The 22,094-nt window shown below is 58.5% G+C and carries 19 protein-coding genes; 9 read left to right on the forward strand and 10 right to left on the reverse strand.

The annotated features are described in order from the left end of the window. Window positions 1-51: 51 nt before the first annotated feature. Together ACWPW2_RS02740 and ACWPW2_RS02745 are read left to right on the forward strand one after the other, a co-directional pair. Window positions 52-978 carry an ABC transporter ATP-binding protein gene (locus tag ACWPW2_RS02740; RefSeq protein ID WP_023480271.1) on the forward strand — a complete coding sequence of 309 codons (927 nt, stop codon included), beginning with the start codon at window positions 52-54 and terminating at the stop codon, window positions 976-978. After that, window positions 975-1,745 carry an ABC transporter permease gene (locus ACWPW2_RS02745; protein WP_034813337.1) on the forward strand — a complete coding sequence of 257 codons (771 nt, stop codon included), beginning with the start codon at window positions 975-977 and terminating at the stop codon, window positions 1,743-1,745. The genes ACWPW2_RS02740 and ACWPW2_RS02745 overlap by 4 nt, the downstream gene beginning before the upstream one ends. Window positions 1,746-1,826: 81 nt before the next feature. Here ACWPW2_RS02745 and ACWPW2_RS02750 read toward each other — a convergent pair whose 3' ends face one another. Beyond that, on the reverse strand, window positions 1,827-2,156 hold the full coding sequence (locus tag ACWPW2_RS02750; RefSeq protein ID WP_312479796.1) for a hypothetical protein: 330 nt from the start codon (window positions 2,154-2,156) through the stop codon (window positions 1,827-1,829). Window positions 2,157-2,373: 217 nt separating this feature from the next. Here ACWPW2_RS02750 and ACWPW2_RS02755 point away from each other — a divergent pair, with 217 nt between their 5' ends. After that, a complete protein-coding gene (locus ACWPW2_RS02755) occupies window positions 2,374-3,618 on the forward strand; it encodes a polysaccharide deacetylase family protein (RefSeq protein ID WP_023480477.1) in 1,245 nt (414 codons plus the stop codon). Between the two features lie 4 nt (window positions 3,619-3,622). Here the strand turns inward: ACWPW2_RS02755 and panD are convergent, their stop codons facing one another. The 9 genes from panD to thpR all read right to left on the reverse strand — a co-directional run bounded on the left by panD (window position 3,623) and on the right by thpR (window position 10,706). Beyond that, complete coding sequence (gene panD / locus ACWPW2_RS02760) at window positions 3,623-4,003, reverse strand: aspartate 1-decarboxylase (protein WP_313354080.1); 381 nt, start codon at window positions 4,001-4,003, stop codon at window positions 3,623-3,625. 105 nt (window positions 4,004-4,108) lie between these two features. Then, window positions 4,109-4,966: a pantoate--beta-alanine ligase gene (gene panC, locus ACWPW2_RS02765; protein ID WP_454121558.1), complete on the reverse strand. Its 858-nt coding sequence runs from the start codon at window positions 4,964-4,966 to the stop codon at window positions 4,109-4,111. A gap of 11 nt (window positions 4,967-4,977) precedes the next feature. After that, window positions 4,978-5,769 (reverse strand): 3-methyl-2-oxobutanoate hydroxymethyltransferase, encoded by a 792-nt coding sequence (panB, locus tag ACWPW2_RS02770; RefSeq protein ID WP_023480251.1) that lies wholly within the window; start codon window positions 5,767-5,769, stop codon window positions 4,978-4,980. A gap of 108 nt (window positions 5,770-5,877) precedes the next feature. Continuing rightward, the gene (gene folK / locus ACWPW2_RS02775) at window positions 5,878-6,357 is read right to left on the reverse strand and encodes a 2-amino-4-hydroxy-6-hydroxymethyldihydropteridine diphosphokinase (protein ID WP_054802815.1); all 480 of its coding nucleotides are present in this window, start codon (window positions 6,355-6,357) and stop codon (window positions 5,878-5,880) included. After that, window positions 6,354-7,751, reverse strand: coding sequence for a polynucleotide adenylyltransferase PcnB (pcnB, locus tag ACWPW2_RS02780; protein ID WP_279793863.1), 1,398 nt, complete (start codon window positions 7,749-7,751; stop codon window positions 6,354-6,356). The genes folK and pcnB overlap by 4 nt, the downstream gene beginning before the upstream one ends. Window positions 7,752-7,809: 58 nt before the next feature. Further along, window positions 7,810-8,706 carry a tRNA glutamyl-Q(34) synthetase GluQRS gene (gene gluQRS, locus ACWPW2_RS02785; RefSeq protein WP_312479795.1) on the reverse strand — a complete coding sequence of 299 codons (897 nt, stop codon included), beginning with the start codon at window positions 8,704-8,706 and terminating at the stop codon, window positions 7,810-7,812. A gap of 89 nt (window positions 8,707-8,795) precedes the next feature. Then, window positions 8,796-9,251 carry an RNA polymerase-binding protein DksA gene (gene dksA, locus ACWPW2_RS02790; protein WP_007373199.1) on the reverse strand — a complete coding sequence of 152 codons (456 nt, stop codon included), beginning with the start codon at window positions 9,249-9,251 and terminating at the stop codon, window positions 8,796-8,798. A gap of 172 nt (window positions 9,252-9,423) precedes the next feature. Further along, a complete protein-coding gene (sfsA, locus tag ACWPW2_RS02795; protein WP_124969732.1) occupies window positions 9,424-10,128 on the reverse strand; it encodes a DNA/RNA nuclease SfsA in 705 nt (234 codons plus the stop codon). A gap of 44 nt (window positions 10,129-10,172) precedes the next feature. Further along, window positions 10,173-10,706 carry an RNA 2',3'-cyclic phosphodiesterase gene (thpR, locus tag ACWPW2_RS02800; protein WP_312119270.1) on the reverse strand — a complete coding sequence of 178 codons (534 nt, stop codon included), beginning with the start codon at window positions 10,704-10,706 and terminating at the stop codon, window positions 10,173-10,175. 72 nt (window positions 10,707-10,778) lie between these two features. Between thpR and hrpB the strand changes: the two genes are divergently transcribed. The 6 genes from hrpB (at window position 10,779) to fhuB (ending at window position 22,065) form a co-directional block, all read left to right on the forward strand. Beyond that, a complete protein-coding gene (hrpB, locus tag ACWPW2_RS02805; RefSeq protein WP_454121560.1) occupies window positions 10,779-13,208 on the forward strand; it encodes an ATP-dependent helicase HrpB in 2,430 nt (809 codons plus the stop codon). A 117-nt stretch (window positions 13,209-13,325) separates the two neighbouring features. Beyond that, entirely contained in the window at window positions 13,326-15,848 is a 2,523-nt protein-coding gene (mrcB, locus tag ACWPW2_RS02810; protein ID WP_023480502.1) for a bifunctional glycosyl transferase/transpeptidase, read from the forward strand. A gap of 251 nt (window positions 15,849-16,099) precedes the next feature. Beyond that, window positions 16,100-18,349 carry a ferrichrome porin FhuA gene (fhuA, locus tag ACWPW2_RS02815; protein ID WP_454121561.1) on the forward strand — a complete coding sequence of 750 codons (2,250 nt, stop codon included), beginning with the start codon at window positions 16,100-16,102 and terminating at the stop codon, window positions 18,347-18,349. A 49-nt stretch (window positions 18,350-18,398) separates the two neighbouring features. After that, complete coding sequence (gene fhuC / locus ACWPW2_RS02820; RefSeq protein ID WP_023480201.1) at window positions 18,399-19,196, forward strand: Fe3+-hydroxamate ABC transporter ATP-binding protein FhuC; 798 nt, start codon at window positions 18,399-18,401, stop codon at window positions 19,194-19,196. Then, window positions 19,196-20,086, forward strand: a complete 891-nt coding sequence (gene fhuD / locus ACWPW2_RS02825) for a Fe(3+)-hydroxamate ABC transporter substrate-binding protein FhuD (protein ID WP_454121562.1) — start codon at window positions 19,196-19,198, stop codon at window positions 20,084-20,086. The genes fhuC and fhuD overlap by 1 nt, the downstream gene beginning before the upstream one ends. After that, window positions 20,083-22,065 (forward strand): Fe(3+)-hydroxamate ABC transporter permease FhuB, encoded by a 1,983-nt coding sequence (fhuB, locus tag ACWPW2_RS02830; protein WP_454121563.1) that lies wholly within the window; start codon window positions 20,083-20,085, stop codon window positions 22,063-22,065. Before fhuD ends, fhuB begins: the two co-directional genes overlap by 4 nt. The last annotated feature ends 29 nt before the right edge of the window (window positions 22,066-22,094 follow it).

A 22,094-nucleotide genomic window follows, 5' to 3' on the forward strand; every position in this document is an offset into this window, starting at 1 on the left:
TCTCTTTTAAAACCACACATCGAGTGTAAGAAAATAGGTAAGTGATAATTCATGACCATTGCACTGGAGCTTGAGCAGCTTAAAAAAACCTATCCGGGCGGCGTTCAGGCGCTGCGCGGAATCGATCTGCAAGTCGAGGCGGGAGACTTCTACGCCCTGCTTGGGCCGAACGGCGCGGGCAAGTCGACCACCATCGGCATTATCAGTTCGCTGGTGAATAAAACCTCTGGCCGGGTCAGCGTCTTTGGCTATGACCTGGAAAAAGATGTAGTGAACGCCAAACGCCAGCTTGGGCTGGTGCCGCAGGAGTTCAACTTCAACCCGTTTGAAACCGTACAGCAGATTGTCGTCAACCAGGCGGGCTACTACGGTGTCGATCGCAAAGATGCGTTAGTGCGCAGCGAAAAGTACCTCAACCAGCTCGATCTGTGGGGTAAACGTAACGAACGTGCGCGCATGCTCTCCGGCGGAATGAAGCGCCGTTTGATGATTGCCCGCGCGCTAATGCACGAGCCAAAACTGCTGATCCTTGATGAGCCAACGGCGGGTGTCGACATCGAACTGCGCCGCTCAATGTGGGGCTTTTTGAAGGATCTGAACGACAAAGGCACCACCATTATTCTCACCACCCACTATCTGGAAGAGGCGGAGATGCTGTGCCGCAATATCGGCATCATCCAGCATGGTGAACTGGTGGAGAACACCTCGATGAAGTCGCTGCTCTCCAAGCTCAAATCGGAGACCTTTATCCTCGATTTAGCGGCGAAAAGCGCGCTGCCGAAGCTGGAAGGGTATCAATATCGCCTGGTGGATACTTCAACGCTTGAAGTTGAAGTGCTGCGCGAGCAGGGGATTAACAGCGTCTTTAGCCAACTGAGCGCGCAGGGGATCCAGGTATTGAGTATGCGTAACAAAGCCAACCGCCTTGAAGAGCTGTTCGTTACGTTGGTGCATGACAGGAAAGGAGAGGGCGCATGATGCAGCTTTATTGGGTGGCGCTGAAGAGTATCTGGTACAAAGAGATCCAGCGTTTTATGCGTATCTGGGTGCAGACACTGGTGCCGCCGGTGATCACCATGACCCTCTACTTTATTATTTTCGGCAACCTGATCGGTTCGCGTATCGGTGAAATGCACGGCTTCACCTATATGCAGTTTATCGTTCCGGGTCTGATCATGATGGCCGTGATCACCAACGGCTATGCCAACGTCGCCTCCTCCTTCTTTAGCGCCAAGTTCCAGCGCAACATTGAGGAGCTGCTGGTGGCACCGGTGCCGACGCATGTGATTATTGTCGGCTATGTTGGCGGCGGCGTGGCGCGCGGCCTGTGCGTTGGTGTGCTGGTAACGGCGGTATCGCTCTTCTTCGTGCCTTTCCAGGTGCACTCATGGCTGTTTGTCGGGTTGACGCTGCTGCTCACCGCAGTGCTCTTCTCGCTGGCCGGTCTGTTGAATGCGGTGTTCGCCAAAACCTTTGACGATATCAGCCTGATCCCGACCTTTGTGTTGACCCCGCTGACCTATCTCGGCGGCGTCTTCTACTCCCTGACGCTGCTGCCACCGTTCTGGCAGGCGCTGTCGCACCTGAACCCGATCGTCTATATGATCAGCGGCTTCCGCTTCGGCTTCCTCGGAATCAGCGATGTGCCGCTGGTCACCACGGTCGGCGTGCTGGTAGTCTTTATTCTCGGCTTTTATTTGACCTGCTGGTATTTGATTCAGCGCGGGCGCGGGCTACGTAGCTAACGGTTATCCGGCTATTTTCAGCATTACCTTAAAAAACAATAAGATCGCTTCGGCGATCTTATTGTTATGCATGAACAGCAATTAATCCTGTTTTAAAGACATTCTTATTTGATCGCCCGTCTCTAATCGGTAATCACAATAAGTGAGCCCATTGTTTCTGGTGGGCTGATTCATCGCATTTAAGAGCTCTTTCACTTTGCTGCCTATGATGGCCATCGGGTCGAATCCTTTCCATTTACAATTAGTGGCGGATGGCGAGCAATAAACCATGCTTGAAATCCCATCCGTGTCCGTTTCCACTCCCGTTGACGTTATGCTTCCTTTTGCCGGGCATTGACCCGCGAAAGCCGCGCCTGAAGCGGATGAAAAACCTAAAAGCAGAGCGAGAATGATAGCTTTATCCATGTTCATAATATTTCCTTAGTCCATTATTAAGGTGCAACTGCACAAATAAAATACACCACGGAAATGGAAAGGCAAAATTTGAACAGAAGATGAGCATTCCACGCCAGACGTCATCTGCCCAGAAGGCAATCCGCCGAGTTAGCCCACTTTTTGACCTAAACAAAGCCATTAAATCTCTCAGGTTTTGTTACAATCACGCCACTTTCCTAACGCGGTTCGTCTCATGTCTCGTTTGATTGCCTTTCTCTTTCTGTTGCTGGCCGGTAGCGCCTCTGCCGCCATTATCAGCGAACAAGCTGTTCCTGCACGCTATCTGCAAACCACCGAAGATGCCGACATCTGGGCGCAGGTGGGCGATAAGGTCATTACCGTCGGTAATATTCGCGCCGGGCAGATCATCGGCGTGGTGCCGGGCGAGGAGGATTACTACGCCTTTCGCTTCGGTTTTGGCTCGGGATTTATTGATAAAGGCCATCTCGGCACGGTAACGGGCAACAAGCGCGTGCAGGATAGTCTCGGCGATCTTAATAAGCCGCTCAGCAACCAGAATCTCATCACCTGGCAGGATACGCCGCTCTACAACGCGCCGGATAAAACCAGCCCGCAGTTCGGCACGCTGGCGCAAAACCTGCGCTACCCGATTATCGATAAGCTCAAAGATCGCCTGAACCAGACCTGGTTTCAGATCCGCATTGGCAACCGGCTGGCGTGGGTCAGCAGCCTCGATGCGCAGGAAGATAACGGCCTGCCGGTGCTGACCTACCACCATATTTTGCATGACGAAGAGAACACCCGCTTTCGCCACACCTCGACCACCACCTCGGTACGCGCCTTTACCAACCAGATGACCTGGCTGCGCGACCAGGGTTACGCCACGCTGTCGATGTATCAACTGGAAGGGTATGTGCGTAATCGCATGAATCTGCCCGCGCGCGCGGTGGTGATCACTTTTGATGATGGGCTGAAGTCCGTCAGCCGCTACGCCTACCCGATCCTGCGCCAGTATGGTTTTAAAGCGACGGCATTTATTATCTCGTCACGTATCAAGCTGAAGCCGCAGAAGTGGGACCCAAAATCGCTGCAATTTATGAGCGTGTCGGAGCTTAACGGCATTCGTGACGTGTTTGATGTGCAGTCGCACACCCACTTTCTGCACCGGGTTGACGACGCGCGTCATCCGATCCTCTTTAGCCGCAGCTATCACAACATTCTGTTTGATTTTAAACGTTCGCGCCGCGCGCTGGCGCAGTTCAACCCGCATGTGCTCTATCTCTCCTATCCGTTTGGCGGCTATGACGATAAAGCGGTGAAAGCGGCAAATGACGCCGGTTTCCATATGGCGGTAACCACGGTGCGCGGGAAGGTGAAGCCGGGGGATAATCCGTTCTTGTTAAAACGGCTCTATATCTTACGGACGGATTCGCTGGAAACGATGTCGCGGCTGATCAGCAATCAGCCGCAGGGGTAGGGCATCAGGCAACCTGAACCGGCACGGCTTTCGCGGTGCGTTTCATCTCGTTGTCGCCGTCAAAATAGGCCACTTTCGGCTGCCAGCTGCGGGCCGCTTCATCGGGCATGGTGACGTAGCTGGCGATAATCAGAATATCGCCGACATCCGCACAGTGCGCCGCCGCGCCGTTAACGGAGATAATGCGCGAGCCGCGCTCACCGGCAATCGCATAGGTAGAGAAGCGCTTACCGTTGGTGACGTTGTAGATATCAATGGCTTCGTATTCAAGGATACCTGCCGCTTCCAGGAAATCCTGGTCGATGGCGCAGGAGCCTTCGTAATGCAGGTCGGCCTGCGTCACTTTGACGCGGTGGAGCTTGCCTTGCAGCATAGTGCGAATCATAAGTTGAACCTTCGTTACTGAGAGTAAAGCCGAAACGGGGAGACGGCTCCCTGCTTAACCCCGTCTGTTGTTGCCGCGCCTTAACCGGCGCAGCGTTCTGCCAGATTATTTCTGGGTCAATTCAACCACTTTGTTGTCGATAAGCCGCGCCTGGCCGAGCCATGCCGCCATCAGAATTACCGCGCGCTGGCTGCTCTCTGTCACTTCAAGCAGCGTGTCCGCATCGCGGATCTGAATATCGTCAGCGCGGAAACCGGCTTCGTTAACCTGCTGCTCCGCCAGCGCCACCAGCTCTTCGGTATCGCGCTCGCCCGCCTGTAATTTATCGGCGATGGCGTTCATCACTTTGCTCATTCCCGGCGCGATTTTGCGCTGGTCAGCGGTGAGATAGCCGTTGCGTGAGCTGAGTGCCAGGCCATCTTTCGCCCGCACGGTCGGTACGCCGACAATCTCAATGTCGTAACCCATATCCGCCACCATTTTGCGGATCAGCTGCAACTGCTGGTAATCCTTCTCGCCGAAGCAGGCGATGTCGGGCTGGACCAGGTTAAACAGCTTGCTGACGATGGTGGAGACGCCGCGGAAATGACCAGGACGGCTGGCACCTTCCAGCATCGTCGAGATGCCCGGAACGTCAACGTAGGTCTGGCCTTCCGTACCCTGCGGGTAGATATCCGCAGGCGCCGGGGCAAAGACGAAATCGACTTTGCGTTTGTTCAGCTTTTCACAATCTTCCTGCAACGTGCGCGGGTAGCGCACCAGGTCATCCTGGCGGTCAAACTGCATCGGGTTCACAAAGATGCTCACCACCACCACATCGGCGCGCAGTTTCGCTTCCTCGACCAGCTTCATATGACCATCGTGCAGGTTGCCCATGGTCGGCACCAGCGCAATGCGTTTTCCTTCCTGACGCAGGCGGCGAATATGCTGGCGCAGCAGCGGCAGGGTTTCAATAATCAACACAACAAGGCTCCTTAATGGAAACTGTGTTCTTCGCCCGGATAGGCTCCGGACTCGACTTCAGCCACATACTGCCTGACCGCGGCACGCATGTCGCCTGCTTCATTGAGGAAATTTTTAGCGAATTTTGGAATATGTCCACCGGTAATGCCGAAGGCATCATGCATCACCAGAATCTGTCCGTCGGTCACATTGCCTGCGCCAATGCCAATAACCGGAATGGTTAACGCCTCAGTAATGCGCTGTGCCAGTTCAACCGGCACGCACTCCAGCACCAGCAGCTGCGCGCCTGCCGCTTCCAGCGCCAGCGCATCTTCATACAGGCCCTGCGCCGCATCGCCGCGCCCCTGCACTTTATAACCGCCGAAGATGTTGACCGATTGCGGAGTTAAACCGAGATGACCGCACACCGGCACTGCGCGTTCGGTGAGCATTTTCACCGTTGGCGCCAGCCAGCGGCCGCCTTCGATTTTCACCATATTGGCACCGGCGCGCATCACCGCAGCCGCGTTCTCAAACGCCTGTTCGGGGGTGGCATAGGCCATAAACGGCAGATCGGCGAGCAGCAGGCAGGCGGGTGCGCCGCGGCGAACGGCCTGAGTGTGATAAGCGATATCGGCCACCGTTACCGGCAGCGTGGAGTCGTGCCCTTGTACCGTCATGCCTAACGAATCGCCGACCAGCATCACGTTGATCCCCTCTTCGGCAAAGAGTTTGGCGAAGCTGTAGTCATAGGCGGTGATGGTGGCGAAGCGGCGCTTCTCCTGCTTACATTTCAGCAGCCACGAGAGGGTCGTCGGTTTCATAGCGTTTCCTGATAGTCGAAGGCGAATCTGGCGCATTCTAAGCAGCAACATTCAGGGGGGCAATGACTTTAGGCAACCCGTTGATGCAGGTCACCTTTTCAGGCGGAGTTACCAGGCGTGAGGTTTTGGCGCGTTCAGCCGCGTCAGCACGGCCTGTAATGATTCGCCATCGGGAAAGTGCAGATCAGGGGCGATCTCAAACAGCGGCCACAGCATAAAGCCACGGTTTTTCATGTCGTAGTGGGGAATGGTCAGGCGCGCGGTCTGCACCGTCATCTCGCCAAACAGCATAATATCGAGGTCAAGCGTGCGCGGCCCCCAGCGCTCGGCTTTACGCACGCGCCCCTGTTGCAACTCAATGCGCTGCGTATGATCGAGAAGGGCTTCCGGCGCGAGCGTCGTTTCCAGCGCCACGGCGGCGTTGAGATAGTCAGGCTGATCCGGCGGGCCGAGCGGGGGAGTGCGGTAAAGCGAGGAGCACGCCACGATCCGGCTGTCGGGGATCTCCCCCAGCGCGGCTATCGCGGCGTTAACTTGATCGAGCGGCGAGGCGAGGTTGCTGCCCAGCGCGATAAAGGCCAGCGTCACGCACTGCCCTCACGGCGCGGCGCGCGCTTGCGTGGACGGCGATGACGACGGCGCTCGGCCGGCTCTTCACCTAAATCATCAAGCATATGTTTTTGCGCTGGCGGCGCAGAGACCTGGAACTCGCCCCACCATTTTGTCAGGCGCTGCAGTTCAGCGTTATTCTCCGCGTCGGCGCGCAGCGCCAGCAGATCGTAAGAGGCGCGGAATTTCGGATGCTCCATCAGTTTCCAGGCGCGTTTGCCCTGGCGACGGGACATGCGCAGCTGCAGCTGCCAGATATCGCGAACCAGCGTGGTGATGCGTTTCGGGATCGCCAGCGAGCGGCACGCTTCGTCGAGCACGTCGTTCATCGCCAGCGCGAAGGCGTCGTAGTAGGCCAGCCCGCCCTCCTGGGTGATACGCTGTGCGTTCTCCAGCAGCGGATACCAGAACATAGCGGCAAACAGAAACGCCGGGTTAACGCGCATATCGTTGTGAATGCGGTTATCGGTGTTCTTCAGCACCTGGGCAATAATGCGCTCCATCGGGCTGTCGCCGTGCTCGGTAAAGCAGCGGGTGATGATCGGGAAGAGCGGCTGGAAGAGGCCATATTCGCGCAGCAGCTGGTAGGTATCGTAACCGTAACCGGCCTGCAGCAGCTTCAGGGACTCTTCAAACAGACGCGCCGGCGGCACGTCGTTAATTAAGGTTGCCAGACGCGGGATCGGCTCGGCGGTCTCTTCGCTGATCTGCATGCCCAGCTTGGCGGCGAAACGCACCGCGCGCAGCATGCGCACCGGATCTTCGCGGTAGCGGGTTTCCGGGTTGCCGATCAGGCGGATGGTGCCCTCTTGCAGATCGCGCATGCCGCCGACGTAATCACGTACGGTAAAGTCAGCAACGCTGTAATAGAGGCTGTTAATGGTGAAGTCACGACGCTGGGCATCTTCTTCAATTGAGCCAAAGATGTTGTCGCGCAGCAGCATGCCGTTCTGGCCGCGCTGGGAGATGGTGCGATCGGTTTGTTGATCGTCATGATGACCACGGAAGGTCGCCACTTCGATAATCTCCGGCCCGAACATCACGTGTGCGAGGCGGAAACGGCGACCCACCAGGCGACAGTTGCGGAACAGCTTACGCACCTGATCCGGCGTGGCGTTGGTGGTGACATCAAAATCTTTTGGTTTTTTGCCCAGCAACAAGTCGCGCACACCGCCGCCTACCAGGTAAGCTTCATAGCCCGCTTTATTCAGACGATAGAGCACTTTGAGCGCATTTTCGCTGATATCTTTGCGGGAAATAGCGTGCTGCTCACGCGGGATAACCGCCATTTGCGGTTTGGCCATTGCCTCAACGGCCATGCTCTCTTCGCGGCTTAGCACCTTGCGGCAAAAATTAGCGACTCGGGTAAAAATAGTACACCTCGGTAGTGTCAGACGTCATCGGGACAAAAAAATAGCGGCTAATCATAGCTCAGCGCGAAGCATTTGAGAATGCTGTATTCGCATCGCCTGTTACAGGTACGCGTGAAAGCGACCAGTTCGCCACCGCCTTTTCCAGCAGATCCTCCAGCGAGAGATCCTGCCACTCTTTTGTTACATCCTGGTTCATAAATTGTAAAGCACGGATCAACACAGGACGCGGATCGCCCTCCGGCAGGGCAGGCGCATGGTTCTGCTTGGAGAGCTTATCCCCTTGTTCATTAAGGGCTAATGGCAGATGAACATACTCAGGTGCCGGCCAGCCTAATTGTTGATAAAGGGAGAGGTGCCGCACCGTCGGTGCAATCAGATCCGCGCCGCGCACGATCTCCGTCACACCCTGAAAATGGTCATCGACCACCACGGCGAGGTTATAAGCAAATAATCCATCGCGGCGGTGAATAATAAAATCTTCGCGCGCCAGTTTCTCTTCGGCAACGATGCGCCCGCGCAGGCGGTCGGTAAATTCCAGCACCGGCTGGCGTTGCAGCAGGCGGACTGCGGCGTTTTCCGGGCCATGATTCAGGGTACGGCAGTGACCATCATAGAAACCGCCGACGCTTTGAATGCGCGCCCGCGTGCAGGTGCAGAAGTAGCTCAACCCTTCACGGTGCAGCCGTGCCAGCACTTCCCGATAAGCCTCATGCCGCCGGGATTGCCACAGCACCTCACCGTCCCAGTGCAGGCCGTAGTGTTCCAGCCGACGCAAAATTGTCTCTGCCGCGCCGGGCACTTCGCGGGGAGGATCGATATCTTCAATCCGCACGCGCCAGATACCATGCTGAGCACGGGCTTGCAGATAGCTGCCGAGGGCGGCAATTAACGAACCAAAATGCAGTTCACCGGATGGGGATGGCGCAAAGCGCCCGATATAGTGTGATTCAGGCATATCGACAGGCAAAAAAGTACAGGGCGGGCGCGTTCGCCGCCGTATAAGAGACGCCCCGCATCAGCGGGGCGTCTTGGGGAATGCCGGGGTTAGCCCGCCATCTGTTTTTCGCGGATTTCCGCCAGGGTTTTGCAGTCGATGCACAGGTCGGCAGTCGGACGCGCTTCCAGACGACGGATACCAATTTCAACGCCGCAGGATTCGCAGAAACCGAAATCTTCGTCTTCTACTTTTTTCAGCGTTTTTTCGATCTTCTTAATCAGCTTGCGCTCGCGATCGCGGTTACGCAGTTCGAGGCTGAACTCCTCTTCCTGAGCAGCACGGTCAACCGGGTCCGGGAAGTTAGCCGCTTCGTCCTGCATGTGCGTAACGGTGCGATCGACTTCATCCCTAAGTTGATTGCGCCAGGCTTCAAGAATCCGCTTGAAGTGCGCCAGCTGGGCTTCGTTCATATACTCTTCGCCCGGCTTCTCTTGATACGGCTCCACCCCAGCGATGGCGAGAATACTCAGGGACGATGTTTTACGGTTTTGCCCTTCTTGCATGTTGCTTCTCCTTAACACGCACTATCGATCCCCGTACGGGGGAAAAATCAGGCCGCTATAAATAGCAGATGCTTTTACGGATGGCAAATATCCATACGTAACACTTGACAACCCTGTGAAGAAAAGCGTATTTGCGCACGCGACCAAATCACTTATTCGTCAGGCGCTTGCCTTAAAGCGAGAACGGTAGCGGCAAGCTAAGACTCATATTATCGGCAGAAAGTTCCGCTTTATAAGCAATAACTTCCACCCCATTTTGTTGCGCTTCACTCAATAATCGTGCGTATTCCCCATCAATATGGCGCGCGGGTGCGAAATGTTCAACGGCGGAGTGCAGAATGGCAAACAAGATCACCGCACGGTCACCATTGGCCGCAACGCTCATCAACTCCCGTAAATGCTTCTGCCCGCGCAGTGTGACCGCATCCGGGAAATAGCCTGACTGCTGCTCGGCGAGCGTGACCGATTTCACTTCAATATAGCAGTTGCGGCGATCCTCCGCCTGTAACAGAAAATCAATTCTGCTGCGCTCCGCACCATATTTCACTTCGCTTTTCAGCACGCTATATCCCGTTAACTCAGGCAGGCGCTCAGCGATAATCGCCTCTTTCGTTAACATATTTGCCCGCTGAGTATTAACGCAAATAAACGCGCCCTGTTGCGTTTCAGTTAATTCCCAGGTGTGGGCATATTTACGCTTCAGATTTGTTGAGGTGGAATACCAGACCCGATCGCCAGGCGTCGCGCAACCGGTCATCGCGCCGGTGTTAGGGCAGTGCAGCGTCAGGGTTTCGCCTTCGGGCGTCACCACATCCGCCAGAAAGCGTTTATAGCGCGTCACAAGCGTGGCGGATTGTAACGGCGGGGTGAATTCCATACCTCTTCCTTAATATGTTCGTGGCTCAAGACGCGCCGAAATGTTTACTCGCCGCTAAGCGGCCAGCGCTTCAGGGCGGTGTAACGGGTACGCCCATTAAGAAACTGCGACTCATAGAGCGCAAACTCAGTGACCGGAAACGACCAGCGAAAACCCGGCGGCGGGAGCGAAACCGCGTGGCTGGCGTCGCGCAGCAGCGTGATATGCGGGTGAAAAGGCTGCGGGCTTTGATAGCAGCCGCTGCGTGCTGCCTGCGCGCGCAGCATATCCGCCAGTTGCAGTAATCCGCGCGGCGGCTGGCGCGACCCGAGCCACACCACGCGCGAGCGCAGCCACTGCCCGGCATCATCCAGCGTCAGCGTAAAACCCGGCTGGCGAATGCGCCCGGCCAGCGTCTCCAGCGCCTTCTGTTTCTCGGCGCTGATCTCACCCAGAAAGGCCAGCGTCAGATGTAAATTGGCGGCGGCGATTGGCCGTCCCGCTTCCGGCGCGAAGTGTTGCGCGCGCCACTGCACAAGTTGCTGCTGGATATCGGCGGGCAGTTCAATGGCAAAAAAGAGCCTTTTTGATGCGGGCATAGTGTGCTCGAGGTCAAGAATATGTGGGGATGGTATACTGCTGCTCCTCTTCTGTTAACCCCTGGAGCGTTTGTGTCCTTACTGCCGGTTGCCGCCGTTCTGCCCGATCTTCTCTCTGCGCTGAAAAATGCGCCCCAGGTGCTACTGAGCGCCCCGACCGGGGCCGGGAAATCGACCTGGTTGCCGCTGCAACTGCTGCAACAGAATGTAGTTGAAGGGAAAATTTTGCTGCTGGAGCCACGACGTCTGGCGGCGCGCAACGTTGCGCAGCGGCTGGCGGAGCTTCTCAATGAGCAACCTGGCGACACCGTGGGTTACCGCATGCGCGCCGACACCTGCGTCGGCCCGAACACCCGACTTGAAGTGGTCACTGAAGGGATCCTTACGCGCCTGATCCAAAACGATCCGGAGCTAAATGGCGTCGGGCTGGTGATCCTCGATGAATTCCACGAGCGCAGTTTACAGGCGGATCTGGCGCTGGCGCTGCTGCTCGATGTGCAGCAGGGACTGCGGGACGATCTGAAAGTGCTGATTATGTCCGCGACGCTGGATAATGAGCGTCTACACTCGCTGTTGCCCGATGCGCCGGTGATCGTCTCCGAAGGGCGCGCATTCCCGGTTGAACAGCGCTACCAGTCGCTGCCCGCCCATCAGCGCTTTGATGAAGCGGTGGCACAGGCCACGGCTGAACTGCTGCGCACCGAACCGGGTTCGCTGCTGCTCTTTTTGCCAGGCGTCGGCGAGATCCAGCGCGTGCAGGAGCAGCTTGCGTCGCGGGTCGGCAGCGATGTGCTGCTCTGCCCCCTTTATGGCGCGCTGCCGTTAAGCGAACAGCGTAAAGCGATTCTGCCTGCGCCCGTCGGCAAGCGAAAAGTGGTGCTGGCGACCAATATTGCCGAAACCAGCCTGACCATTGAAGGGATCCGGCTGGTGGTGGACAGCGCCCAGGAGCGCGTTGCCCGTTTTGATGCCCGCAGCGGCTTAACGCGCCTGATTACCCAGCGCATCAGCGTGGCGTCGATGACCCAGCGCGCCGGACGCGCCGGGCGTCTGGAGCCGGGCATCTGCCTGCATCTGATCGCCAAAGAGCAGGCGGAGCGTGCGGCGGCGCAAAGCAGCCCGGAGATCGTTAATAGCGATCTCTCCGGCCTGTTGATGGAGTTATTGCAGTGGGGCTGCCAGGATGCTACGCAGCTTAATTGGCTGGATCTACCGCCTGAGGCTAACCTGGCGGCGGCGCGCAGGCTGCTGACACAACTGCGCGCGCTGGAAGAGGGGCGTTTAACGCCGTTTGGCATGAAAATGGCGGCGCTCGGCAACGATCCACGTCTGGCAGCAATGCTGGCAAGTGCGCAGGGCGATGATGAGATTGCCACCGCCGCAAAGCTTGCGGCGATCCTCGAAGAGCCGCCGCGCGGCAGTAATAGTGATTTGAGCGCGGCCTTCTCGCGCCAGCAGGGGAACTGGCAACAACGCGCGCGGCAGCTGGCACGCAGGCTGAAGAGCAGCGGCGGCGAGCCGGATAACAGCGCTCTGGCACCGCTTCTCGCCTGCGCGTTCGCCGATCGTATCGCCCGTCGACGTGGTCAGCAGGGGCGCTATCAGCTGGCGAACGGCCTGGGCGCAACGCTGGATGCCGATGACGCGCTAAACCGTCACGAATGGCTGCTCGCGCCGCTGCTGTTGCAGGGGAGCCAGTCACCGGATGCGCGTATTTTGCTGGCGCTGCCGCTGGATATTGATGCGCTTGTTGCCCACAGTCCGCAGTTGATTACCCAGTCCGACAGCGTCGAGTGGGATGAAACGCTCGGTACGCTGAAAGCATTTCGCCGTCGGCAGATTGGGCAACTGACGCTGAGCGCACAGCCGCTGGCGAAGCCCTCTGAGGAGGAGCTGCACCAGGCGATGCTAAACGGCATTCGCGAAAAGGGGCTGCGGGTGCTGAACTGGACAAGCGAAGCGGCGCAGTATCGTTTACGCTTACTCTGCGCCGCGAAGTGGCTGCCGGAGTTTGACTGGCCCGCCGTTGATGACGCCTCGCTGCTCGATACCCTTGAGACGTGGCTGCTACCGCAGATGGGCGGCATTCGTTCGCTGCGCGATTTACAGACCCTTGATGTGGGGCAGGCGTTGCAGCAGGCGCTGCCGTGGTCGTTGCGTCAACGGCTGGATAGTGAGCTGCCTGGGCATTACACTGTGCCGACCGGAAGCCGGATAGCCATCCGATATCATGAAGATAACCCGCCTGCGCTGGCGGTGCGGATGCAGGAGATGTTCGGTGAAGCCACCACCCCGACGATTGCGCAGGAGCGCGTGGCGCTGGTGCTGGAGCTGCTTTCGCCTGCCCAGCGGCCGCTGCAAATTACGCGTGATTTAGGCGCGTTCTGGGCCGGAACCTACCGCGAGGTGCAAAAAGAGATGAAGGGGCGCTACCCCAAACATGTCTGGCCGGACGATCCGGCGAACACCGCACCGACGCGGCGAACGAAAAAGTATTCATAGTGCTGATGCGTATAGCGTCATTCAGCAGTGGTATAAATTGAGAGAGTTCTTCTTCTGCCTGTAGGCCGAAGAGCTGAGAATCGGGCCCTTGCGCCTGAACGTTGCGGAGAGTAAAGCATGGCGGGGAATGACCGCGAGCCAATTGGACGCAAGGGGAAACCTGCGCGCCCGGCAAAAGAGAAAATCAGTCGTCGTCGCGTTCGTGATGAAGAGTATGACGAATACGATGATGAAGAGGAAAACGCAGTGCCGAAAAAGGGAAGAGGCAGAGGCAAGAAGCCCCGCGGTAAACGCGGCTGGTTCTGGCTGCTGCTGAAAATTTTCATTGTTTGCGCAGTGCTATTTGCCATTTATGGCGTCTACCTGGATCAGAAAATCCGCGCCCGTATCGACGGTAAAGTGTGGCAGCTGCCTGCCGCCGTCTATGGCCGTATGGTCAACCTCGAGCCGGATATGGCCATCAGCAAAAATGAGATGGTCAAGCTGCTGGAGGCGACGCAGTACCGCGAAGTGACCAAGATGACGCGCCCCGGTGAGTTCACCGTGCAGGCGAAAAGCATCGAGATGATCCGCCGTCCGTTTGATTTCCCGGACAGCAAAGAGGGCCAGGTGCGCGCGCGTCTGACCTTTGACGGCGATCGCCTGGAGACGATCGAGAATATGGACAGCAACCGCCAGTTCGGTTTCTTCCGGCTCGATCCGCGCCTGATCACCATGCTCTCTTCGCCGAACGGCGAGCAGCGCCTGTTTGTTGCGCGTAACGGCTTCCCGGATCTGCTGGTCGATACACTGCTGGCGACGGAAGACCGCCACTTCTACGAGCATGACGGCATCAGCTTCTACTCTATTGGCCGTGCGGTGCTGGCGAACCTCACCGCAGGTCGCACGGTGCAGGGGGCGAGTACGCTGACCCAGCAGCTGGTGAAAAACCTCTTCCTGAGCAGCGAGCGCTCCTACTGGCGTAAAGCCAACGAAGCCTATATGGCGCTGATCATGGATGCCCGTTACAGCAAGGATCGCATCCTTGAGCTCTATATGAACGAGGTCTACCTCGGTCAGAGCGGCGATAACGAAATCCGCGGTTTCCCGCTGGCGAGCCTCTACTACTTTGGCCGCCCGGTTGAAGAGCTGAGCCTCGATCAGCAGGCGCTGCTGGTGGGGATGGTAAAAGGGGCGTCGATTTACAACCCGTGGCGTAACCCGAAACTGGCCCTTGAGCGTCGTAACCTGGTGCTGCGCCTGCTGCAACAGCAGAGCGTGATTGACCAGGAGCTGTATGACATGCTCAGCGCCCGTCCGCTCGGCGTGCAGCCGCGCGGTGGGGTGATCTCGCCTCAGCCAGCCTTTATGCAGATGGTGCGCCAGGAGTTGCAGAGCAAACTCGGCGATAAGGTAAAAGATCTCTCCGGCGTGAAGATCTTCACCACCTTTGACTCGGTGGCGCAGGATGCCGCCGAAAAAGCGGCGGTGGAGGGCATTCCGCTGCTGATCAAACAGCGCAAGCTGTCGGATCTGGAAACCGCGATGGTGGTGGTCGATCGCTACACCGGTGAAGTCCGCGCAATGGTGGGCGGTGCGACACCGCAGTTTGCCGGTTATAACCGTGCGATGCAGGCGCGTCGCTCTATCGGCTCGCTGGCGAAACCGGCGACCTACCTGACGGCGCTGAGCCAGCCAAACACCTATCGCCTGAATACCTGGATTGCCGATGCGCCGATTTCGCTGCGCCTCTCCAACGGCCAGGTGTGGTCGCCGCAGAACGATGATCGCCGCTTCAGCGGTCAGGTGATGCTGGTGGATGCGCTGACGCGCTCGATGAACGTGCCGACCGTTAACCTCGGCATGGCGGTAGGCTTACCGGCGGTGACGGATACCTGGGAGAAACTCGGTGCGCCAAAAAATCAGCTGAACGGCATGCCGTCAATGTTGCTGGGTGCGCTCAACCTGACGCCGATTGAAGTGGCGCAGGCCTTCCAGACCATCGCCAGCGGCGGTAACCGCGCGCAACTTTCCGCGCTGCGTTCGGTGATTGCTGAAGATGGCACGGTGCTTTATCAGAGCTACCCGCAGGCGGAACGTGTGGTGCCTGCTCAGGCGGCCTACATGACGCTGTGGACTATGCAGCAGGTGGTTCAGCGCGGAACGGGTCGCCAGCTTGGCGCGAAGTATCCGGGCCTGCACCTGGCGGGGAAAACCGGTACTACCAACAATAACGTTGATACCTGGTTTGCCGGCATCGACGGGCGTGAAGTGACCATCACCTGGGTTGGCCGCGATAATAACCAGCCGACCAAGCTGTATGGTGCCAGCGGCGCAATGGCGATTTACCAGCGTTATCTGCAAAATCAGTCGCCGATCCCGCTGGATCTGACGCCGCCGGAGGATATCACCAACATCGGCGTTGATGATATGGGTAACTTTATCTGCGGCGGCGGTGGCGTACGCCAGCTGCCGGTCTGGACCACCAATCCGGACGCGCTGTGCCAGCAAAGCCAGATGATGCAGCCGCAAACGGGCAACCCGTTCGATCAGTCTACGCAACCGCAACAGCAGCAACAGCCGCAGCAACAGCAGCCGCAGCAGGAGCAGAAGAGCGACGGCGTAGCGGGCTGGATTAAAGATATGTTCGGCAGTAACTAGCCACAAAAAACCCCGGTTCAGCAGACCGGGGTTTTTATTTTGTCCTTTCTGATACATTCAAATAACGCCGCGTTAAATTCCTTTCTTCATGCAATTAACATCCTGCTTTTACAGCGACTAATTCTTTGCTGTTAAGCCCCGCCGGGCGGCATTGCGCTTGCTATGCACTGAGCGCTTCGCATATTATTCTGCGGTCATAATAATAATTCTCGTTTACGTTAACGTTCACTTACTGAATCAGAGATACACTCATGGCGCGTCCAACAACTGCTCAGCCAGTCACTTTTACGCTGCGTACTCTCGCAGTCGTAGTAGCCACAGCGGTTAGCGGCATGTCTGTTTATGCACAGGCTGCCACCACCTCAAAAGAAGAAACCATCACCGTCACCACCGCCGCGCCGCAAGAGAATGCGTGGGGGCCGGCGGCGACCATCGCGGCGAAACATACCGCGACCGCGACAAAAACGGATATGCCGCTGGAAAAAACGCCGCAGTCCATTTCCGTCGTCACCGCCGAAGAGATCGCGCTGCACCAGCCGAAATCGGCAAAAGAGGCCCTGAGCTACACGCCGGGCGTCAGCGTGGGCACGCGTGGGGCTTCCAATACTTACGATCAGCTGATCATCCGCGGTTTTGCCGCTGATAACCAAAGCCAGAATAACTACCTCGACGGCCTGAAGTTACAGGGCAACTTCTATAACGACGCGGTGATCGATCCCTATATGCTGGAACGCGTAGAGTTGCTGCGCGGGCCAACCTCCGTGCTCTACGGAAAAAGCAGCCCCGGCGGCCTGATGAATATGGTCAGCAAGCGCCCGACCACCATGCCGCTGCACGAAATCCAGTTTAAAGCCGGCACCGATAGCCTGTTTCAGACCGGGTTTGATTTCAGCGACGCGCTGGATGACGACGGTGTTTACTCCTATCGCCTGACCGGCCTGGCCCGCTCTGCCAATGCGCAGCAGGACGGGAAAAAAGAGCAGCGTTATACCATCGCCCCCTCTTTTAGCTGGCGGCCGGATGATAAAACCAACTTCACCTTCCTCTCCTATTTCCAGAATGAGCCTGACACCGGCTATTACGGCTGGTTGCCGAAAGAGGGGACCGTTGAACCGCTACCGAACGGCAAACGCCTGCCGACCAGCTTCAACGAAGGCGCGAAGAACAACACTTACTCCCGTAACCAGAAGATGGTCGGTTACAGCTTTGAGCACGCCTTCGACGATACCTTTACCGTGCGCCAGAACCTGCGCTACGCCGAAAACAAAACCTCGCAAAACAGCGTCTACGGCTACGGTATGTGCTCTGACCCGCTCTACACCGCCGATGCAAAAAACAGCCCTTGTGCCAGCATCGCGCCGTCGCAGTGGAACCACTACCTGACGCGCCAGTATGTGATTGATAACGAGAAGTTGCAGAACTTCTCGGTCGATACGCAGTTGCAGAGCACCTTTGCCACTGGTTCTGTCGACCATACGCTGCTGACCGGCGTCGACTTTATGCGTATGCGTAACGACATCGACTCGTGGTTTGGCTATGCGGGATCGGTTGCGCCATCGGATATCTATAACCTCGATCGCGGCGATTTTGATTTCGCTGCCCACTCTGGCCCGTCTGGCGCTTACCGCATTCTTAACCGCCAGAAACAGACCGGCCTCTATGCGCAGGATCAGGCGCAGTGGGAGAAGGTGCTGGTTACGCTGGGCGGCCGTTACGACTGGGCGAAGCAGAGCGCGTTTAACCGCGAGACTGGCATCACCACAACCCGTGACGATAACCAGTTCAGCTGGCGCGGCGGCGTTAACTATCTGTTTGATAATGGCGTCACGCCTTACTTCAGCTACAGCGAATCTTTCGAACCGTCGGCCACCGCTGGCGAGAGCGGTGCGCTCTTCGCGCCATCCAAAGGCAAGCAGTACGAAGCCGGGGTGAAATACAGCCCGAGCGATCGGCCGATTGTGCTGACCGGCGCTCTCTATCAGCTGACCAAGAGCAACAACCTGATGGCCGACCCTGCGGGATCGGTCTGGTCAGTCGAGGGCGGCAAAGTGCGTTCACGCGGCGTGGAGCTTGAAGCCAAAGCGGCGCTCTCCGCCAACCTGAACGTGGTCGGCTCCTACACCTATACGCAAGCGGAATACACCACCGATACCAAACTGAAAGGTAATACCCCGCCTCAGGTGCCAAAACATATGGCTTCGCTGTGGGGTGATTACACCTTCTATGATGGCGCGCTCTCCGGCCTGACGCTCGGTACCGGCGCGCGCTTCACCGGCTCAAGCTTCGGCGATCCGGCGAACTCCTTTAAAGTCGGTAGCGCCACCGTGGTGGATGCGCTGGTGCGTTACGATCTGGCGCGCTTCGGTATGGCGGGCTCCAATGTCGCCCTGCACGTCAATAACCTGTTCGATCGCGAATATGTCGCCAGCTGCTTTAACAGCTACGGCTGCTTCTGGGGCGCTGAACGTCAGGTGACGGCAACCGCAACCTTCCGCTTCTAATTTTTCTCTTCGGGCACGGTTCGCCGTGCCCACTGACAAGTTGGCAACCATGCAGGAAAACAAAACGCTTCCCGATACCACCTTTCAACTGAACGATGTCACCTTTCGCGTGCCGGGACGCACGCTGCTGCATCCGCTGTCGTTGACCTTCCCGAGCGGGAAAGTGACCGGCCTGATTGGTCATAACGGCTCGGGTAAATCGACGCTGCTGAAGATGCTTGGCCGCCATCAGGCACCCTCTGAGGGCGATATTCTGCTCGACGGGCAGCCGCTGGAGAGCTGGAGCAGCAAATCCTTTGCCCGCAAAGTCGCCTATCTGCCGCAGCAGCTGCCGCAGGCGGAAGGGATGACCGTGCGTGAACTGGTGGCGATTGGGCGTTATCCGTGGCATGGGGCGCTGGGGCGTTTTGGTGTGGCTGACCGCGAGAAAGTGGAAGAGGCGATTGCGCTGGTCGGTTTAAAACCGCTGGCGCACCGGCTGGTGGATAGCCTCTCCGGTGGCGAACGTCAGCGTGCGTGGATTGCCATGCTGGTGGCGCAGGATAGCCGCTGCCTGCTGCTTGATGAGCCGACCTCCGCGCTTGATATCGCCCATCAGGTCGATGTGCTGGCGCTGGTGCACCGCTTAAGCCAGCAGCGCGGCTTGACGGTGATTGCCGTGCTGCACGATATCAATATGGCGGCGCGCTACTGTGACTATCTGGTGGCGCTGCGCGGCGGCGAGATGATCGCCGAAGGTGCGCCGGAAGCCTTAATGCGCGCCGAAACGCTGGAGCAGATTTACGGTATCCCGATGGGGATCCTGCCACACCCGGCCGGTGCCGCGCCCGTGAGCTTCGTCTACTGATGGCCGCTATACCTGCAATCAGCCGTCGGCGTTTACTGACGGCAATGGCGCTCTCGCCGCTACTCTGGCAGATGCGCGGTGCGAAGGCCGCCAGCGTCGATCCGCAGCGCGTGGTGGCGCTGGAGTGGCTGCCGGTTGAGCTGCTGCTGGCGCTGGGCGTGATGCCCTACGGCGTCGCCGATGTGCAAAATTACAATACCTGGGTCAACGAACCGTCGCTGCCAGCGTCGGTGATTGATGTTGGCCTGCGTATTGAACCGAACCTCGAACTGCTGACGCAGATGAAGCCCTCGCTGCTGGTCTGGTCGGCGGGCTATGGCCCTTCCGAAGCGAAGCTGGCGACCATTGCGCCGGGGCGCGGGTTTACCTTTAGCGACGGCAAAAAGCCGCTGGCGATGGCCCGACGCTCGCTGAACGAGATGGCGCAGTTGCTCAACAAAGAGCCACAAGCGAAACAGCATCTTGCGCAGTTCGATGCCCTGATGAGCGCTACTAAGCCGCGCTTTGCCCGGCGCGGCGATCGCCCGCTGCTGATGATTACATTGCTCGATCCGCGCCATGTGCTGGTCTTTGGTGCCAACTGCCTGTTCCAGGAAGTGCTTGATGATTTCGGTATTCGTAACGCCTGGCAGGGCGAGCAGACCTTCTGGGGCAGCGTGGCGGTCGGCATCGATCGGCTTGCCGCCTACAAAGATGCGGATGTGATCTGCTTTGATCACAATAATGAACAGGATATGCAAAAAGTGATGGCGACACCGCTCTGGCAGGCGATGCCATTTGTGCGCCAGGGGCGTTTTCAGCGCGTGCCGGCGGTCTGGTTCTATGGCGCGACGCTCTCCGCCATGCATTTCACCCGCGTGCTGGATAACGCGCTGGGAGGCCGGGCATGATCCGTCGCTTCTCCCTCTCATCTGCGCTGCTGCTGGCGGTGCTGTTTACCCTTGCGGCCGGGCTAACCTGGTACAACCTGACTCTTGCGCTGCCGCGCGCCCAGTGGGGGCAGGCGCTGTTTACGCCGAATATCGATCGTATCGATCAGATGCTGTTTCACTACAGCCTGCTGCCGCGTCTGGCGATCTCGCTGCTGGTCGGCGCCGGGCTTGGGCTGGTGGGCGTGCTGTTCCAGCAGGTGTTGCGTAACCCGCTGGCGGAGCCGACCACCCTTGGCGTGGCGACCGGCGCGCAATTGGGGATTACTATCACCACGCTGTGGGCGATCCCGGGCGTAATGGCCTCGCAATTTGCGGCGCTGCTCGGTGCATGCGGCGTCGGCGCGCTGGTGTTTGGCGTGGCATGGGGAAAACGGCTCTCTCCGGTAACCCTGATTCTTGCGGGCCTGGTGGTGAGCCTCTACTGCGGGGCGATCAACCAGCTTTTGGCGCTGTTTCACCACGATCAGCTGCAAAGCATGTTTTTGTGGAGCACCGGCACGCTGACGCAGACCGACTGGAGCGTGGTGCAGCGTCTCTGGCCGCAGCTGCTCGGCGGCACGGTGTTAACGCTACTGCTGCTGCGCCCGCTGACCTTAATGGGGCTGGATGATGGCGTGGCGCGCAACCTTGGGCTGGCGCTGTCGCTGGCGCGGCTGGCGGCGTTAACGCTGGCGATTGCACTCAGCGCGCTGCTGGTTAACGCCGTCGGCATTATTGGTTTTATTGGCCTGTTCGCGCCGCTGCTGGCGAAGATGCTCGGTGCGCGGCGTCTACTGACGCGCCTGATACTGGCCCCGCTGATTGGTGCGCTGATCCTCTGGCTCTCCGATCAGGTGATCCTCTGGCTGACGCGCGTCTGGATGGAGGTCTCCACCGGCTCAATGACGGCGCTGATTGGCGCACCGCTGCTGCTGTGGCTGCTGCCGCGCCTGCGGAGTATGAGCGCACCGGCGATGGACGGCGGGGATAAGATCCGCCCCGAGCGCGGGCATGTGATGTGGTTTGCGCTGGGCGGCGTGCTGTTACTGCTGCTGGCGATGTGGGCGGCGCTCAGTTTTGGCCGCGACGCGCACGGCTGGCAGTGGGCCAGCGGCGCGCTGCTGGATCAACTGCTGCCCTGGCGCTGGCCGCGTATTATTGCCGCGCTGACCGCCGGGATGATGCTGGCGGTGGCCGGATGCATTATCCAGCGCCTGACCGGTAACCCGATGGCCAGCCCGGAAGTGTTGGGCATCAGCTCCGGCGCGGCATTTGGCGTGGTGTTGATGCTCTTCTTTGTGCCGGGCAACGCCTTTGGCTGGCTGCTGCCTGCCGGGAGTCTGGGCGCGGCGGCGACGCTGTTGATCATTATGCTCGCCGCCGGGCGCGGTGGCTTTTCTCCGCACCGCATGCTGCTGGCCGGGATGGCGCTCAGTACCGCCTTTACCATGCTGCTGATGATGCTACAGGCGAGCGGCGATCCGCGCATGGCGACAATCCTGACCTGGATCTCCGGCAGTACCTATAACGCTTCTGGTGAACTGGTGGTGCGCAGCGCGGTGGTGATGGTAGTGCTGCTGGCGTTAACCCCGCTGTGTCGCCGCTGGCTGATGATCCTGCCGCTCGGCGGGGAGAGTGCGCGCTCGGTAGGGATGGCCCTGACCTCGTCGCGTGTGGTGCTGCTGCTGTTGGCGGCAGCACTGACGGCAGCGGCGACGATGACCATCGGGCCGCTCAGCTTTGTCGGGCTGATGGCTCCGCATATCGCGCGGATGATGGGCTTTCGCCGCACGATGCCGCATATGGTCATCTCCTCGCTGGTGGGGGGCGTATTGCTGGTGTTTGCCGACTGGTGCGGGCGGATGGTGCTGTTTCCGTTCCAGATCCCTGCGGGGCTGCTCTCAACCTTTATCGGCGCGCCGTACTTTATCTACCTGCTGAGAAAGCAGAGCCGCTAAAAAAATGCCCGGTGGCGCTAGCGCTTACC

The organism is Kosakonia sp. Marseille-Q7440, assembly GCF_965119485.1.

Bases quoted from the DNA above. Each gene is read 5' to 3' on its own strand.
- thpR (WP_312119270.1), bottom strand. From the start codon at position 10,706: ATGCCCGCATCAAAAAGGCTCTTTTTTGCCATTGAACTGCCCGCCGAT.
- sfsA (WP_124969732.1), bottom strand. From the start codon at position 10,128: ATGGAATTCACCCCGCCGTTACAATCCGCCACGCTTGTGACGCGCTAT.
- fhuC (WP_023480201.1), top strand. From the start codon at position 18,399: ATGCAGGAAAACAAAACGCTTCCCGATACCACCTTTCAACTGAACGAT.
- ACWPW2_RS02755 (WP_023480477.1), top strand. From the start codon at position 2,374: ATGTCTCGTTTGATTGCCTTTCTCTTTCTGTTGCTGGCCGGTAGCGCC.
- ACWPW2_RS02750 (WP_312479796.1), bottom strand. From the start codon at position 2,156: ATGAACATGGATAAAGCTATCATTCTCGCTCTGCTTTTAGGTTTTTCA.
- fhuB (WP_454121563.1), top strand. From the start codon at position 20,083: ATGATCCGTCGCTTCTCCCTCTCATCTGCGCTGCTGCTGGCGGTGCTG.
- mrcB (WP_023480502.1), top strand. From the start codon at position 13,326: ATGGCGGGGAATGACCGCGAGCCAATTGGACGCAAGGGGAAACCTGCG.
- fhuD (WP_454121562.1), top strand. From the start codon at position 19,196: ATGGCCGCTATACCTGCAATCAGCCGTCGGCGTTTACTGACGGCAATG.
- panB (WP_023480251.1), bottom strand. From the start codon at position 5,769: ATGAAACCGACGACCCTCTCGTGGCTGCTGAAATGTAAGCAGGAGAAG.
- dksA (WP_007373199.1), bottom strand. From the start codon at position 9,251: ATGCAAGAAGGGCAAAACCGTAAAACATCGTCCCTGAGTATTCTCGCC.
- panD (WP_313354080.1), bottom strand. From the start codon at position 4,003: ATGATTCGCACTATGCTGCAAGGCAAGCTCCACCGCGTCAAAGTGACG.
- gluQRS (WP_312479795.1), bottom strand. From the start codon at position 8,706: ATGCCTGAATCACACTATATCGGGCGCTTTGCGCCATCCCCATCCGGT.
- fhuA (WP_454121561.1), top strand. From the start codon at position 16,100: ATGGCGCGTCCAACAACTGCTCAGCCAGTCACTTTTACGCTGCGTACT.
- ACWPW2_RS02740 (WP_023480271.1), top strand. From the start codon at position 52: ATGACCATTGCACTGGAGCTTGAGCAGCTTAAAAAAACCTATCCGGGC.
- ACWPW2_RS02745 (WP_034813337.1), top strand. From the start codon at position 975: ATGATGCAGCTTTATTGGGTGGCGCTGAAGAGTATCTGGTACAAAGAG.